The 13,916-nt window shown below is 34.7% G+C and carries 23 protein-coding genes; 5 read left to right on the top strand and 18 right to left on the bottom strand.

Annotation, left to right across the window (positions count from 1 at the left end):
* From I7822_RS29215 to I7822_RS29160, 12 genes are all read right to left on the bottom strand, one after another.
* On the bottom strand, nucleotides 1-326 hold a 326-nt coding region (locus I7822_RS29215; protein ID WP_207982546.1), incomplete at its 3' end, for a Lin1244/Lin1753 domain-containing protein.
* 26 nt (nucleotides 327-352) lie between these two features.
* The gene (locus I7822_RS29210; RefSeq protein ID WP_207982545.1) at nucleotides 353-529 is read right to left on the bottom strand and encodes a hypothetical protein; all 177 of its coding nucleotides are present in this window, start codon (nucleotides 527-529) and stop codon (nucleotides 353-355) included.
* Entirely contained in the window at nucleotides 516-1,220 is a 705-nt protein-coding gene (locus I7822_RS29205; RefSeq protein ID WP_207982544.1) for an MBL fold metallo-hydrolase, read from the bottom strand. Before I7822_RS29205 ends, I7822_RS29210 begins: the two co-directional genes overlap by 14 nt.
* On the bottom strand, nucleotides 1,217-1,936 hold the full coding sequence (gene bet / locus I7822_RS29200) for a phage recombination protein Bet (protein ID WP_207982543.1): 720 nt from the start codon (nucleotides 1,934-1,936) through the stop codon (nucleotides 1,217-1,219). Before bet ends, I7822_RS29205 begins: the two co-directional genes overlap by 4 nt.
* Nucleotides 1,936-3,903, bottom strand: coding sequence for a hypothetical protein (locus tag I7822_RS29195; RefSeq protein ID WP_207982542.1), 1,968 nt, complete (start codon nucleotides 3,901-3,903; stop codon nucleotides 1,936-1,938). The genes bet and I7822_RS29195 overlap by 1 nt, the downstream gene beginning before the upstream one ends.
* Nucleotides 3,890-4,066, bottom strand: coding sequence for a YjzJ family protein (locus I7822_RS29190; RefSeq protein ID WP_207982541.1), 177 nt, complete (start codon nucleotides 4,064-4,066; stop codon nucleotides 3,890-3,892). Before I7822_RS29190 ends, I7822_RS29195 begins: the two co-directional genes overlap by 14 nt.
* Before the next feature lie 382 nt (nucleotides 4,067-4,448).
* Nucleotides 4,449-4,979, bottom strand: coding sequence for an XRE family transcriptional regulator (locus I7822_RS29185; RefSeq protein WP_207982540.1), 531 nt, complete (start codon nucleotides 4,977-4,979; stop codon nucleotides 4,449-4,451).
* A gap of 50 nt (nucleotides 4,980-5,029) precedes the next feature.
* The gene (locus I7822_RS29180) at nucleotides 5,030-5,236 is read right to left on the bottom strand and encodes a hypothetical protein (RefSeq protein ID WP_207982539.1); all 207 of its coding nucleotides are present in this window, start codon (nucleotides 5,234-5,236) and stop codon (nucleotides 5,030-5,032) included.
* A complete protein-coding gene (locus tag I7822_RS29175) occupies nucleotides 5,229-5,954 on the bottom strand; it encodes an antA/AntB antirepressor family protein (protein ID WP_207982538.1) in 726 nt (241 codons plus the stop codon). Before I7822_RS29175 ends, I7822_RS29180 begins: the two co-directional genes overlap by 8 nt.
* The gene (locus I7822_RS29170) at nucleotides 5,954-6,145 is read right to left on the bottom strand and encodes a helix-turn-helix domain-containing protein (RefSeq protein WP_207982537.1); all 192 of its coding nucleotides are present in this window, start codon (nucleotides 6,143-6,145) and stop codon (nucleotides 5,954-5,956) included. The genes I7822_RS29175 and I7822_RS29170 overlap by 1 nt, the downstream gene beginning before the upstream one ends.
* Before the next feature lie 10 nt (nucleotides 6,146-6,155).
* The gene (locus I7822_RS29165; RefSeq protein ID WP_207982536.1) at nucleotides 6,156-6,302 is read right to left on the bottom strand and encodes a hypothetical protein; all 147 of its coding nucleotides are present in this window, start codon (nucleotides 6,300-6,302) and stop codon (nucleotides 6,156-6,158) included.
* Nucleotides 6,303-6,313: 11 nt separating this feature from the next.
* Nucleotides 6,314-6,538, bottom strand: coding sequence for a helix-turn-helix transcriptional regulator (locus I7822_RS29160; protein WP_207982535.1), 225 nt, complete (start codon nucleotides 6,536-6,538; stop codon nucleotides 6,314-6,316).
* A gap of 159 nt (nucleotides 6,539-6,697) precedes the next feature.
* Between I7822_RS29160 and I7822_RS29155 the strand changes: the two genes are divergently transcribed.
* The 4 genes from I7822_RS29155 to I7822_RS29140 all read left to right on the top strand — a co-directional run bounded on the left by I7822_RS29155 (nucleotide 6,698) and on the right by I7822_RS29140 (nucleotide 9,097).
* Nucleotides 6,698-7,117 (top strand): helix-turn-helix domain-containing protein, encoded by a 420-nt coding sequence (locus I7822_RS29155; protein WP_207982534.1) that lies wholly within the window; start codon nucleotides 6,698-6,700, stop codon nucleotides 7,115-7,117.
* Between the two features lie 18 nt (nucleotides 7,118-7,135).
* Nucleotides 7,136-7,570 carry an ImmA/IrrE family metallo-endopeptidase gene (locus I7822_RS29150; RefSeq protein ID WP_207982533.1) on the top strand — a complete coding sequence of 145 codons (435 nt, stop codon included), beginning with the start codon at nucleotides 7,136-7,138 and terminating at the stop codon, nucleotides 7,568-7,570.
* Nucleotides 7,571-7,697: 127 nt separating this feature from the next.
* Nucleotides 7,698-8,075: a PH domain-containing protein gene (locus tag I7822_RS29145; protein WP_207982532.1), complete on the top strand. Its 378-nt coding sequence runs from the start codon at nucleotides 7,698-7,700 to the stop codon at nucleotides 8,073-8,075.
* A 62-nt stretch (nucleotides 8,076-8,137) separates the two neighbouring features.
* Nucleotides 8,138-9,097 carry a DUF6414 family protein gene (locus tag I7822_RS29140; RefSeq protein WP_207982531.1) on the top strand — a complete coding sequence of 320 codons (960 nt, stop codon included), beginning with the start codon at nucleotides 8,138-8,140 and terminating at the stop codon, nucleotides 9,095-9,097.
* Here the strand turns inward: I7822_RS29140 and I7822_RS29135 are convergent.
* Nucleotides 9,081-9,248, bottom strand: a complete 168-nt coding sequence (locus tag I7822_RS29135; protein WP_207982530.1) for a hypothetical protein — start codon at nucleotides 9,246-9,248, stop codon at nucleotides 9,081-9,083. The two genes, I7822_RS29140 and I7822_RS29135, sit on opposite strands and share 17 nt — an antisense overlap.
* A 154-nt stretch (nucleotides 9,249-9,402) precedes the next feature.
* On the opposite strand from I7822_RS29135, the gene I7822_RS29130 reads away from it, so the two are divergent.
* On the top strand, nucleotides 9,403-10,593 hold the full coding sequence (locus I7822_RS29130) for a tyrosine-type recombinase/integrase (RefSeq protein WP_207982529.1): 1,191 nt from the start codon (nucleotides 9,403-9,405) through the stop codon (nucleotides 10,591-10,593).
* A gap of 333 nt (nucleotides 10,594-10,926) precedes the next feature.
* Here I7822_RS29130 and I7822_RS29125 read toward each other — a convergent pair whose 3' ends face one another.
* The 5 genes from I7822_RS29125 to I7822_RS29105 all read right to left on the bottom strand — a co-directional run bounded on the left by I7822_RS29125 (nucleotide 10,927) and on the right by I7822_RS29105 (nucleotide 13,305).
* Entirely contained in the window at nucleotides 10,927-11,514 is a 588-nt protein-coding gene (locus tag I7822_RS29125) for a site-specific integrase (RefSeq protein ID WP_207982528.1), read from the bottom strand.
* Complete coding sequence (locus I7822_RS29120; RefSeq protein WP_207982527.1) at nucleotides 11,487-11,924, bottom strand: site-specific integrase; 438 nt, start codon at nucleotides 11,922-11,924, stop codon at nucleotides 11,487-11,489. Before I7822_RS29120 ends, I7822_RS29125 begins: the two co-directional genes overlap by 28 nt.
* A gap of 210 nt (nucleotides 11,925-12,134) precedes the next feature.
* The gene (locus I7822_RS29115) at nucleotides 12,135-12,272 is read right to left on the bottom strand and encodes a hypothetical protein (protein ID WP_207982526.1); all 138 of its coding nucleotides are present in this window, start codon (nucleotides 12,270-12,272) and stop codon (nucleotides 12,135-12,137) included.
* A complete protein-coding gene (locus I7822_RS29110; protein ID WP_207982525.1) occupies nucleotides 12,269-12,514 on the bottom strand; it encodes a hypothetical protein in 246 nt (81 codons plus the stop codon). Before I7822_RS29110 ends, I7822_RS29115 begins: the two co-directional genes overlap by 4 nt.
* A 284-nt stretch (nucleotides 12,515-12,798) precedes the next feature.
* Nucleotides 12,799-13,305 carry a hypothetical protein gene (locus tag I7822_RS29105; protein WP_207982524.1) on the bottom strand — a complete coding sequence of 169 codons (507 nt, stop codon included), beginning with the start codon at nucleotides 13,303-13,305 and terminating at the stop codon, nucleotides 12,799-12,801.
* Nucleotides 13,306-13,916 lie beyond the last annotated feature (611 nt).

Here is a 13,916-nt window from a genome sequence, read left to right as displayed (position 1 = left end):
TCTGACTTTTCACTTTTAAATTCCATTCTTCTTAAAAGTGATTCTGACCAGAAAAATTCACCGTCCGAATGCAACAATTTAAACTCTTTTATGCAATCTTCTACAAAGCTATGCATTGCATCTGCGTCGCATTGCGTTTGCATTGCAAGTGCATTCCACACGTATTTTGTAATCTCAATTTTGTGATTTTCTTGTTCCCTTAACATCTCGATAATGATCCAATACCAACCGTATCCCTCAGATCCATATACACTTCTCATTGAAAGAATTTTAGGGTCATGTCTCGCGTTGCTGTCGTGTGAAAAGTAATATGCTTCTTTGGACATATCACCTCGCCTCCTCTTCAAAATCCTTATTTCTTTTTACAGATGGCCTTCATGCCTTTAATAGTTATGAATTCCAAATGTGGAAAATAAGCCTTTATATAACCGTCAACTAGGTTTGTGAAATACTCTTTTTTATTAGGTGCATCTTTTGCCCAATGGTAGTGTTCTAGTAAAATATCAACTTCGACTTTATCCTGGGACATAAACAACATTTCCAGTTAGACTCATAATTTCTTTCTTGAATTGATCAGCATTGCTGTTTGAATCACTCAGATGAAGCAACCAGATCTCTTGCACCTTCGATAGATCATTTTCCTTTAGAAAGTCTTTAACGTTTTCTAGGCTAAAGTGTGACCTTATAAGACGCTTTTTCATCACTGGTGGAACTTTACCATTCATGATGTTTTCATTAAGAATTTCTAAGGAGTAATTACACTCCACTAGAAGGTGTGTAATGCCTTTGAATTTGTACCTGATGTAATAAGTATCTGTAGCGAATAAAAGCTTCTCTCCTGCTTGATTTGCGAGTAAAAAACCTAATGGTTCGGATACATCATGTTGAACATCAAACGGTAATATGGTCCATGTTCCAATCTGAAACTGTTGTTTAGCTTTAACCTTTTTAATTCGATGGTGCTGAACATTAATTGCTCCAGCTGTACCCTCTGACATGTAGCAATCAATTCCGGCTTTCATAACATCCTTAATGGCTTTGCAATGATCGCCATGCTCATGTGTTACTAAACATGCTGCAACCTCAGACATTTTGAATTCTAATCCTTTTTGAATCTCCCTATAGTTGATACCGCATTCCAGAAGAAGGGGCGTATGGCCGTCTGTAACGCGGTAGCAGTTCCCCTTCGAACTAGAAGCTAGTGCTGTGACCTCAATCAAAATGGAGGACCCTCTAAATCCATTGCGCTTTGCTTTTGTTGAAATTGAGGTTGTTCATCTTGCATTTCTGTAAACTCAACATCGATAATTTCAGAATTTGCATTTTCCTTCACTTCTTGCTTAACTTCTTCTTCAGGTGAAGAAAAATTCGAGTTTGATTGTTGTTCTTCTTCGGTATACATGTTCCCAAGGTTCCCAGGAAAAGCTTCACGCATGGCATTTACTATTGCGGTTTTTCTGATCATATTTAAAGGCATTTGCTTCCATGTAGCTTGTCCCTTGCTGAACTCGTCAACACTAATTCGAACTGTTATTGGAGCCTTACGATCAGTACGAAAGACCTTCGCCCAACCACCTATTAAGGTGTCACTTTTTAATTTAATTGCTCCTTCGATGTCGATCATCTTTCCTTCACGCTCTACAATGATCCCGGCTTCTAATCCCTCAAAGTTCTCATTAGCCTCTGCACGTTTCATAAATGCTTCTTTGGAAGTAATAATTTGTGCCGGAGCACCTTTGAATTTCACTAGATAAGCCTCATTCAAGAACGGATTTAACTTTTGGTATTTGCAAAGGTTGATAAACATCACAATTTCTTGTTCTGATACAGTGTCATTACCACGTACAAGATAATTTTTCACCGTAGATCCTGATAACTTTACTGGCTCACCATTAACCTCAAACTCAACGCTTTTTGTCATTAAATCATTACTCATTAGATAGCCTCCTTATTTAAATGTCCTGGATACTCGATTCTAAGCTTCTTATCAGCCTCTGAAACAATTAAGCTAATAACCTGTGAATCAATGTCTATAAGAGAAGTAACAGCCTCACTGTTATCTACAAAGATCGGTGCAGATACCTTGTAATGCTCTGAAAGAGTATTAATAATATCTAGACCGACATTGATACGTGCTGCATTGTTTAATCCACCAGAGTAAGGAACACCATTAAATGTAGTTTCACAGATCTCTTCAAGCCCACCGTTGATATTCGTTTTAAATAGATTGAATCGAGCATATTTGAATTTAGAATTAATTTTTTCCTCGAGCAGATTTACTTTTGTACGAATAAATTCTTCTGTAAGGAAAAGCTGTTGTTCGATCTCTTCAAATTCTTTAGCAAGCTCTTTCTCTTGATCTTCAAGCTCTAATACTCGTTTTTCGACCATTTGAACCTGAGCAAATTTCGCTTTATCCTGCTCTAGTTTTGCAATTTCTGTTTTAAAGGCGTTGATCGATTGTTTTACCGTCTCAACTGCAGTAAATGAAGATTGCTGTAATTCACCAATTGATTGTTTAATTGCTTCAATTTGCTTTTGCTTAGCCTGGTACTCAGGTGATTGTGTGACATCAGATACAGTTGATTTGATTGATTCATAATCTTGTTGTACCTTTTGAAGTTCAAGTTCTTTATCAGCAACTTCTTTATTACGCATTTCAAGAGCAACTTCTTGAGACTCGATTTCAGATTTAACATATATAAGCTCATCTGCCATTCGCTTTCCTTGAGACTGGATATCCTCCAGCTTTTTACTTTTTTCAAGATTGAATCGGGCAATTGATTCCTCAATTTGTTCAGTTGGTAAGTCTTGTCCACATGTAGGGCATGAAGTTTGATGTTGCTCAAATGTCTCAGCATTTACCTTGCCCCATTTACTTCTAAGATCAGCTACCTGAGATTCTTTTGAGTTGGCCATATTACGTAATGAATCAAGTTCTCTTTGTTGAAGTTGGCTATTATGTTTTAAGGAGTCTAGCTGACCCTTAACCTCATATACTTGCTTTTGTATTTCATTAGTCTTGCTGTAATTCGCTTGTTGATGCTCATTTTTTATATCAAGCAATTCCATTTCAACTTCACGTAATTGCTTTTGTTTTTCCGTAACCTCTGAACCGTTTTGTATACGAAGCAATTCTTGTTCTTTTTCGTCCACTTGGCTTTTAAAGTAAGTAATTTCATCGTAAATTTCTAATTCACTTAACTCTGATATATCCGGTACCGTTCTTTGAACCTCATCAATTCTAATAGGGATACGATCTAGTTCTTTATTGATCTCAGCACGTTTAGCAGCAATTACTTTTCGATGATCTTCAATACTTCGATTACCTAAGATATTAGGAAGTTTAGATAACTTTTGATTACTAGCAATTACCTCTGCATCTGTTATGTCACCACAGATTTCTAAAAGGATTTCACGACGTTTTTGCCAATGTAATTGTTCATTGAAGTAAGATGGTGATGTTAATAATTTAAAAATATCTTCATTAACCAGATCAGCAACACGATCAGCAAATTCCTTTTTCTTAGCTGGCACTCCATCGATGTAATAATTTGTAGTGTGGCCACTAAATTCTGTTTGTGCAGCTCCACGTTTCTTGGTCCATTTCTCAGCAAACACTTTGCGTAGTGACAGTTGCTTGCCATCGATAAGGAAAACACCCTCAACTTCATGCTCTAGACCTTTAAGATTTTTACCATTACTTAATGTTTTGATTTGGAAGTCTTTTCGATTCTGACTATCCTTATCAAACAAGAGCCAAATGAAACTATCGAATAAGGTAGTCTTACCAGTAGCGTTATCACCGTACACTTTTACGTTTTCTGCTTGTAAATCTAGCGAAAAATCACGAACACCTTTGAAGTTTTTGAGATTAAGATTCAATAATTTAATTTGTTGCATGCACTTTACCTCCGTTTTGTACATTTTTTAATGAAACGAACAGATTAAATTGCTCTTTAGACTTGAATTGGAATACGGGCATACCACTAGGTTTAATAGTGATCTGTCCACCAACTAGGGATAAACGACGTTGATCAGCTTCATTGAATGGTATTTCGATCATTTTCCTTCAACCTCCATTTGATTTTTTGAAGGGAATCCACTAAAATAAATGTAAGTTTTCATATTCATGGATCCCTTTAAAGCCCACTCTACCCAGTGGGCTTTTTTGATGCTCATTCGCATCATTCAGCCTTAGCAGGGAAGCACCAGGGGGACGATGAACCTCCGTTGCTAAGACTCAATGACGAGAACAAGAGTTCTTGCCATCACTCGAAATGAGTGGTAAAATAGATTTATTCAAACATTAATTTTGGCAGTGGGCTTCGGAAGAGCTTGCTGCTATTTTTTTTGTTCATTTCTTTCTCGTGCACCTAACATAAAACCGAACATCAAAGCGACTAAAACAAGTACAGACATTCCTAAAAATAAAGTTGTATCATCAATCATTGCTTCACAAACCTCCTTTGAATTAGCTTCAACTTATGTTGGGTCCACATTTTCATCCATGAAATACCGTATTCCTTACAAAGGACTGCAACGTAATGTGTTAATGCTGTTATTGCATCGATACATTCTTGAATCGATTTTTCAATGACCTTGATTTCTATTTGTTCAATACTTTTTGGATTGACGGTCAATTTTTTACTAGCCTCTGTTACAGCTTCAAGTGCCTCTTTTAGTTCCTCTTTTGTTTTTAATGAGACACTCGTTCTATGTAGATCAACAGCCTCACCGTTTAACTTTGCGATTCCCCAATTTGTATATTCGTGTGCTGCCTGAATTGCTGGGAAAGGATTGTTATGTTTTTCTGCATAGTATTTAGTGAGTTCTGGTTGAACCTGGTACCGACCGTTTTCTTGTTGTGAGATTGATTCACGGGAACCGAAATAATCATCAAAAGTAATTTCTAACTGAGTGCTTCCAATCTCTTCTCTAGCTGATTTAACCTCTTGTGCAGCTCTACCAATTTTCATATGTTCGCACCTCCCTTCTACCATTGAAGTAGGAATAATTTGCTAATCTATTAATAAGAGCCAGATAAAGAGTTGGCTAACATTTTTCTTTCCAATGGACTGAGAACGATTTCTATTGTGCTTTCTTCATTTTTGATTGTTAGAATCGTATGATCTGATTCAGCATCTTCAATATAAAAGGTGTCGTTGATTTCTATGGTTGTATTGTCTTCTAATATAATTTCGGAATTTTTAGTTGTTATCGGAAATTTATCCAATAGAAGCAACCTCCTTAGAGTTTTCTTTCTTTAAACGATTGAATATGTAGGACTGACCTTTAGGTGTTACTCGCATTGTTAGCCAAGCATGAGTACCGCCTGCATTTTCTTTCACGCCTTGTGAGATTTCGAAATAACCGCGATCAAGGTATTCTTGGTAAGGTTCATTTTTATTAGCAAAGATAAGTTTCCACTCTCTTAATTTTTGATAGAGTCTTCTTTCGCCAATAACAATTCCTTGTTTAGTAACGAGTTTCGCAACTTCTCTGACCAGAAGTGCTTTTTCGCTAGCCATACATGTTTTCGCAAAGTTTACTAACGGTTGTTGTTTGTCGATTTGGGATTGAAGTTCAACCATTTTTCTGTCGGCGTATTCTAATGCGCGTTTCATAATTGCTTCTGGACTGTTCCAGAGCTTTTCAATTTTCAAGAAGTATTGTCGAGCTTGTTTTCCTTTGTCAGATCTTTGAATCATTGCTATTTCTTTTGCCATATCTAACTTGATGTGATGATCGATAAATGTTGTTTCATTTCCTTGAGCTGTTAGTCTTTTTTGGCTAACAGTTAAATAGTCAATTCCATGATCAAATCCATAGTCAGTCATTCGATCAAACCATTTAGTGTACTGAGTTCCAACTTCTAAGAAATCATGTAACTCACGACCACTTACAATAATTTCACCAGCACTATTGTGATTGGTTTTTATTAATTCGTTCATCAAATCGCCTCCTGAATGATTTTTGTTTCTTGGTCCCTGATCCAGGCATCGATCGTTTCAACACTAAACAAAATGCGACGACGCACTCTGAAATGCGGGATTTGTTTTTCTCTTACCATGTTGTAGATCGTATCTGGATGTACACCGAGATATTCAGCTACACCTTGAACGGTGAGTTTTTTGTTAGCCATTTGGCACCTCCTATAAATTGTGTTTATAAAGTAATTCAAGAAGTTCTTCTGCAGCTTCTTCTTTTGAGTAATTCTCATCGCTTATTAAATCATTCGCGATTGTTAATATTGCGGTTCGTATTTCAGAGTTTCGGAGTAATTCATTGATGTTTTTCATGAAGGGCCTCCTTATGCAGATTGTGATTTTTGTAACGATTCGTTACCTATTTCACTAAAAAAAATTGTCCAATCAAAACCTAAAGTCTTCCCTATTGACTTAGCAACAGTAACACTTGGTTTCCTATTACCAGTTTCAATCATAGTATAATAAGATCTTTCAATCTCTGCTTTAGTTGCAACATCAAGTTGTGTTAATCCCTTAGCTGTTCTTATTTCTTTCAACCATGTTCTCAAGTGATCACCCCCTGTTGTAACGATTCGTTACATTAATAATAGTATCATTTTGTTACATTGTCAACTGTTTTAAAATAAATTGTTTCTTTTTGTTACATACACTTCAATGTAACTATTTGTTACTGTAAAATGTTGTTTGAATGAAAGAGGTGAGCAGCCTTGCTATCTGATAGATTAATTAGCGAACGGAAAAGAAAAAAGTACACTCAAGAAAAGGTTGCAGATTTTTTAGGAATAACAAGACCTGCATATACTGCTTATGAAAGAGGTAATAGGCAGCCTGATTATGAGACATTAAAGAAATTAGCAGAGCTATTTGAGGTGACTACAGATTACTTATTAGGGTTCTCTAATACCCCTGATTTATCTGAAAAAGATGAAAAAGATGTTGCAAAACGTATGGAAGAACTGAGAAAAGATATAGCTAGTGGTCATGAAGGGCTTTCTTTCAATGGAGAACCTATGAGTGAAGAAGCTATTGACTCTTTTTTAGAATCCATGGAGCATATAATGAAACAAACTCAAAGAATCAATAAGAAGTACATTCCTAAAAAATATAGAGAAGACAACAAAGAATAGGGATGCGAGGCGATATAAATGGGATGGGTCAAGGACAAAGCAACAAACTTAATGAAAAAACATAAAACAAATGATCCTTTTGAACTCGCATCTTTAATGAATATTCATGTTGTTCCTTGGGATCTGCACGAAGAAATTCTAGGTTATTATAAATACGATAAAAAGAATAGATATATCGTAATCAACAGTAACCTAAACGATTACAAACAGCGTTTTACCTGTACTCATGAACTTGGACATGCAGTATTGCATCCTAAAGCAAATACACCGTTTATGAGAAAAAACACACTTTTTTCTATTGATAAGATCGAGGTTGAAGCTAACACCTTTGCTGTAGAGCTACTACTACCAGATGATCATCTATATGAATATCGAGATACTAACCTATCAATTTATCAAATAAGTGAGATGCATGGTGTTCCTAAGGAATTATCACATCTCAAAATTTTTTGATTTTAGTATAGTAATATTTACGCATTTCATTATAACCACGCCTTTATATTGCGTGTTTTTATTTAAGGTATTACTGGGTTTTGTGCCCATTTATACATATATCAGTAAAATTAGGAGGAGTTTTGTAATGGGATTATTGAGTGGGCTTTTAGGTAATGCATCTACTGTAAATAAAGAAGAAGTAACAAACGAATTAGAACTGATTTTAGCCAATGGTGAAGAAGTGGATGTTGCATTTAAATTGGTAAGAGATTTAATTGTATTCACTGATAAGCGTTTGTTGTTAGTGGATAAGCAGGGTATAACCGGTAAAAAAGTTGATTATCATTCAGTTCCATTCAAAAGCATTTCTCACTTTAGTATTGAAACTGGCGGAACCTTCGACCTAGATGCTGAGTTGAAAATATGGATTTCTGGAGCGCAAACACCTACGATTTCAAAACAATTTAAGAAGGATAAAAGTATTTATGATATCCAAAAAGTATTAGCTACAGTTTGTGGATAAGCCCTATCGGGCTTTTCTTTTCAACATTAAATCGAACATACATTTCATGGGAGGTATTGGAATTGAAAGAAATTATCTATTTAGACACAGGGATGCTTCACTCATATATTGCTCAACATTATGACGGTTTACCTACAGAAACAAGTAATGAACGTGGGGAAGAAGTAAAAGATGTTAACGAACAAGATCATGGATACAAAAGTGGAACATCAATCGAGGCAAGAATTAAATCTGGTAAATTTGAAATACCTGCATTTATTAAAACTCCAGAAGGTGAAATCAAAGTTAGGTGGCAACCAGGAGAATTCATGTCTGAAAAGGCTGTAATATCCCAAACTGAAACTGGTAAAGAAATTATTTCTAAACAACTACACGATAATGCATTAGAAACATTTGAGAATTATTTAGAAAATGAGAACATTTTATACGACATTAATGATACGGATATAGAAGGTAAATATGTAAAACTCACTTCTTCTTTTAAAATAATTGATTTTAACTACCTAAAGAAAATCCTTCAAACAGATAAATTAATTGAATTTATGTTCATGAAACAAGACGAAGAATTAAAGAGTATAAAAGATGAAGTAAAAGCGGTTCAAGAAAAACAGCTTAAAGCAAGACAACAAGCATTATTAAATCAAGTCTCCTCTGATTTAAATAGTAAGAAGGCAGAAATGAGAGGACAATTTCAATTTATTGAAAAATCAATGGATTACCTTACCGATATATTACCTACAAATTCATTTATTGTTATGGAAAATACAATAGCACCACTTAAAGATGACTATTTAAGAGAAAAAGCAAATGAATTAATGTTTAAATACGGTACATCTAGCACTAACATTTACTTAACAATGGTTGGTAAAGTAACTAATAAAATTGATAGTATTGAATTACCTAACTTTGATAAAGATCCATTTTTTTCTTTTCCAAAAATATTAAACATGGTATTAAATCCATTGGGTGTAGTTAATGAAGGTGATTTAATTATTTCACCAGTCGCTATTTATTTTGAATAAATTTAAATGATTTCCGTCTTTCTTCCATTACCTTTTTATGATCTTTAATATTTTTTTGGATATCTTTTGATTTTTGTTGAGCGTGTACTTCTTGTGCAATAAGGCTCTTTGTAACAATTTTAAATAAATCATTACCATGCTTTTTGAACATAGAATAACACCTCCCTCTAATATTAATTATTATCTTAACACGTAATAAAATATTCAAACAGTACCATTTTTTGTTACAAATTAATCCCTATTTTTTCGTAGGGATTTATTTTCTCATTATAAATCGAACGTACATTCTAAAACGAGGTGATAATATGGCATATTATCAAAAAAGAGGAAAGAATTCTTACCTACTAACGGTTAATACTGGGTACGACTCACATAATAAAAGGATACGTAAAACAAGAACCATTAAAATAGAAGATGAGGCACTTTTAAAAACAACAAAAAAATTACGTGACTATTTAAATCAAGAATTACACAAATTCAAAATGGAAGTCGAAGCTGGAGAATACATTTCTCCAGAAAAGATGCTATTGAAAAACTTCATCATAGATTGGGAAAATAAATATGCAAAAAAAGAACTATCAGAAACTACTTTAGCTAACTACCTTTCTCACATAAAAAATCACATTTTACCTTCACTTGGTCATTTGCAGATCGATAAAATTAAACCTGTTCACATAATTGATTTCCTAGATCAGATGAAAAGAGTGGATGATCCTGACACTCCACTATCCATGAGAACTAAACAAGATTCATATTTAACTATAAGGAATATTTTCGAACGTGCAGTTGAATGGCAGATCATTAAAAATAATCCAGTTAAAAATGTTAAAAAGCCGAAAGTTTCAACAGAACGAGATGTACATGTAAATGTGTATGATGAATTAGAAGTTGAATCACTATTTTTAGCAGCTCGAGATGAGCAAATTCATTGGCGTATATTTTTAACATTAGCGCTAGCTGCAGGTTTAAGAAGAAGTGAAAACTTGGGCTTAGAGTGGCCGAAGGTTGATTTAGAAAAAGGTACAATCGAAATTACCCAAGTTATTGTTAAAGGTACACATGGTTCTCTTATTAAAGGTCCAAAATCGAAGAATTCTAAAAGGCTAGTATCTTTACCCTCATCTGTCGTTGAGGAACTAAGATTATTTAAGTTGCATTGGAATAAAGAAAAAATACAAATGGGTGACGATTGGATTGAGCATGAACATAAATGGCTGTTTTGTAATGAAGATGGCACCCACTTTTATCCAACAACTCCTACTACATGGTGGAGACGATTTACAAAACGTGCAGGAGTTCGGTTTATTCGCCTTCATGATCTCCGCCACACTTCCGCAACACTATTAATTAATCAGGGTGTTCATGCAAAAATTATATCTGATAGACTAGGGCATTCTGATATTCGAATCACGATGAACACATATGGCCACGCTCTTCAAAAGGCTGATCAAGAAGCTGCTAATAAATTAAATGATATATTCACTAAAAAAGCTTAATTAAACTTAAATTGAACGGTTGTTGGCGATTTGTTGGCTCAATTGACCAACAACTTTCCGAATTCATCCTACTCTAACCATAAACCATCAGATCGAAGCCTTGATACAACTGCATTTATTCAAGAACATCCGTTCCTAACCTACCACGTCATTTGCACTGGCAGCGTAGAGGTCAGGGGTTCGAGCCCCCTATGCTCCATACATACAGAACGACGGAGACCCTTGTGAAATAAGGTTTTTTTCTATATAACAGATTATAGGATTTTTAGTAGTACAGATTGTTTGGGGACAATTTGGGGACAGTTATCATAAACAGAGGATTGGAGGTATTCGTTATGCTTCTAGTCCTCTACTTTTTTTGTTTACACCAAATAAATTTTCAAACTTGTTTGCAGCTTCCACATCAGCTTCTTGTAAAGCGTGTTCATATATATTCATTGTTGTTCTAATGTCTGCATGACCTAAGCGTGAACTTATAATTTTAGCATGTACTCCGCTGTTGATTAGTAACGTTGCAGAAGTATGTCGTAAATCATGAAATCTTATGTGAGGGAGGTTGTACCTCTTTTCAAATCTGTTCCACCATGTTGTAATGCTTGATGGGTGCATTGGCTTTCCATGCCACGATGAAAATAAAAATTCATATTCTCCTCCTTCCCACTTATCACCTACCTTGAAGCGATCTTTCTTCCAAACTGACTTGAATTTTTTTAATTCATCGATCAACGAAACAGGTACTGTTACTGTTCTCACAGAGTTTTTTGTTTTGGGTTCTTTTACAATGTGTTGTTTATTCACATATACAACAGTTTGTTTTACTTGGATTGTTCCCTGCTCTAAATTTACATTCTTCCATTCTAATCCTAAAAGTTCACCCCTTCTCATTCCTGTTGTCAAGCCAATTTGATAAGAACTCGCCACTTAATTTCTTCATTTTTTAAACAATCTAAAAGATAATCTGCTTCTGCATTGTTATATACAGACGTTTCCATTTGTATCCGCTTCGGTTTTTTCACAATATCAACAGGACTGCTCTTAATAAGTTGCCACTCTACCGCACGTTTAAAAATATTGCTTAAGATACGATGATTATACTCAATGGTTGAGGATGACAACATACCTTCTCTCCCATCTTTCCTTTTAGCTTCATTTTCAAGGAAATTCAAGTAATCTAGGACATGCATCGTCTTAATATGATCCAGTTTCCATTCACCAAAGAATGGGATAATTCTATTTTTCAAATGACGATGATATGTGTCTAATGTCGTTGGGCTCAGATGCCTTTTTGCATACTTCTCCTCCCATTCCTGAACAAACTTTGAAAAAAGCATTTTTTCTGGTGCAATATATTCGCCTGCATAGACCTCTACTTTAAATTGTGCTCCTAATTTGTTGCTTCACGCATGTTAGGTGCTTTTACTGTCTTTCTTTTCCGAATCCTTTTTTACCTTTTGAATCAAATCCCAAGCTAACAGTTATACGATAGGAATCTTTCCCTCGCTTCTCAATACTCACAGCCATTTTGTGCCCTCCTTACCTGTTTATTTATTTTCTTCTACTTGCAAAATCTGCTCAATTCCTTTTCCTCGATCTAACTCGCTTAAAACTAATTCCATACATTTCATGCAGTTCGTTTGTTGAATTGGTATCTTCTCTACTTTAACACCACCACAAGTCATAGTCCTGCAAGTTTCCCCATTGCTCCCATACCTATGAAGAAACCATAAATGAGTTTTTTCGTGTATCGCTTAGGGATAAAAATTGCTACGTTTGCATCTCCTACTTTTCTTATAAATCGCTCTCTTAAAAGAAGATACTCATTATATTTAACCTGTTTTGCGGTTATTTCATTATTAATCCTTAACTCTTTAACTATGTTTTCAAGTGCTACGACTATTCTGTCAGTTTTATTACTTGTCATCGATGATCCTCCAATGGCTAACTTATTTTACATTATGAAAATATATAAACTTTTAATTTTTACTGTTATTTCTTTTATTTCTTTGCCGATAAGTGTTCTCACATGTACTTCTCTTCCTATTTGGCAATGGAGCACAAAAGTTTTGGCGCCCATGGCGAGCTAAGAACTATTTAGTGTAGTTCAAACATCTTTGGAATTCAGCATTTTCAATTAAAGCCCTCGCTATTTGATACTGAGCAACATCAAGTAAAGTTGGAAAACTTATCGCATCAATAAATTGGTTATCAATTACTTGTTATCGACTGTAAGAAGGTTGATTTTCCTCTAATCTTTTTTGCTATATATTCTTTTGACTTTGCTTTTACACCGTTTGGAATTACATATTCATTTTGATAAAAATAATCTGGATTTTCCATTTGATTTGCTTCGTCGATCATACGTGTGAGTTCCTTATCTAAGAAATTTTCATGTCTCTTACTTATTGATAACTCGTCTTTCGAACTAACCGTCGCCTCGTGAAAAGCCTCTTTAATATGTGAAATAGATGTCAATGCATTAATATACACCTCCTCTTTAAATGCCTTAATATGAGGTACAGAATTCCAATACTGAACATCTCTGATTTTCTCTTCCTCTACTAAACCACCAAATAAACCATATTCCTTGAAAAAATGTAACATGTCCGTTGTGTCGAGCTTTAAATTAGCTATGGTAGACGCAATATCCGCTTCTTCCAAAGGATTATACGTATGCTTGATTTCACCAATAGCAATAAATTTCCCGTTTTCCACTGATGTTCCTACATATTCATAATTTTCATAAACAGCAAATCTTGATAGACAATAGAAATTTTAGAATATATAGGTCAAGCTGTACCTAAGTTAACAGATTTCTTTGGCAAGAATCTATAAGAAATAAGAAAGTAGCATCCAACGTGTTTTTATAAAACAGAAGCTTGGTATCATTAAGAATAAAGCCGTTTTCCTAGTCATTTTAGGAAAACGGCTTTATTTTGCTTCAGATAAGAAGCTGAATAACATTTGAATTTACATTTGTACAGAAACTAATTCTTATTCAATATAATGGCCCTTATGTAGAAGAACTTCAGTATCCGCTTACTCCGTTAAACTGCCCTTTAATGGAATAACTTAGAAATTCAAGATGAACCATCTAATTTCCTTTCATACTCCAGAATATGGCCCGATTGCTGAACAAGCCATATATAAAACTAGTTACCATAATGAAGCATTATCGGTACTGAAAAAGGATCTTCCCTTTGTTATTATCCCCTTATAGTGGACAGTAAAAAGAAAGGATTGTACTGTCTTCTATGGAGGGGATTTTTTCATGGGGAAAATTAGAACAACCTATACAAAAGAAATTAAGCTAAAAGCGATTAATT

Origin of the sequence: Metabacillus bambusae, from assembly GCF_017497975.1 — a bacterium.
Classification (GTDB): domain Bacteria; phylum Bacillota; class Bacilli; order Bacillales; family Bacillaceae; genus Metabacillus; species Metabacillus bambusae.
This window is presented reverse-complemented; position numbering and strand designations above follow the sequence as displayed.

Coding starts and splice junctions, on each gene's coding strand:
- I7822_RS29210 (WP_207982545.1), bottom strand. CDS start 529: ATGTCCCAGGATAAAGTCGAAGTTGATATTTTACTAGAACACTACCAT.
- bet (WP_207982543.1), bottom strand. CDS start 1,936: ATGAGTAATGATTTAATGACAAAAAGCGTTGAGTTTGAGGTTAATGGT.
- I7822_RS29195 (WP_207982542.1), bottom strand. CDS start 3,903: ATGCAACAAATTAAATTATTGAATCTTAATCTCAAAAACTTCAAAGGT.
- I7822_RS29190 (WP_207982541.1), bottom strand. CDS start 4,066: ATGATCGAAATACCATTCAATGAAGCTGATCAACGTCGTTTATCCCTA.
- I7822_RS29185 (WP_207982540.1), bottom strand. CDS start 4,979: ATGAAAATTGGTAGAGCTGCACAAGAGGTTAAATCAGCTAGAGAAGAG.
- I7822_RS29175 (WP_207982538.1), bottom strand. CDS start 5,954: ATGAACGAATTAATAAAAACCAATCACAATAGTGCTGGTGAAATTATT.
- I7822_RS29170 (WP_207982537.1), bottom strand. CDS start 6,145: ATGGCTAACAAAAAACTCACCGTTCAAGGTGTAGCTGAATATCTCGGT.
- I7822_RS29165 (WP_207982536.1), bottom strand. CDS start 6,302: ATGAAAAACATCAATGAATTACTCCGAAACTCTGAAATACGAACCGCA.
- I7822_RS29150 (WP_207982533.1), top strand. CDS start 7,136: ATGGGATGGGTCAAGGACAAAGCAACAAACTTAATGAAAAAACATAAA.
- I7822_RS29145 (WP_207982532.1), top strand. CDS start 7,698: ATGGGATTATTGAGTGGGCTTTTAGGTAATGCATCTACTGTAAATAAA.
- I7822_RS29135 (WP_207982530.1), bottom strand. CDS start 9,248: ATGTTCAAAAAGCATGGTAATGATTTATTTAAAATTGTTACAAAGAGC.
- I7822_RS29130 (WP_207982529.1), top strand. CDS start 9,403: ATGGCATATTATCAAAAAAGAGGAAAGAATTCTTACCTACTAACGGTT.
- I7822_RS29120 (WP_207982527.1), bottom strand. CDS start 11,924: ATGCTTTTTTCAAAGTTTGTTCAGGAATGGGAGGAGAAGTATGCAAAA.
- I7822_RS29115 (WP_207982526.1), bottom strand. CDS start 12,272: ATGACTTGTGGTGGTGTTAAAGTAGAGAAGATACCAATTCAACAAACG.
- I7822_RS29110 (WP_207982525.1), bottom strand. CDS start 12,514: ATGACAAGTAATAAAACTGACAGAATAGTCGTAGCACTTGAAAACATA.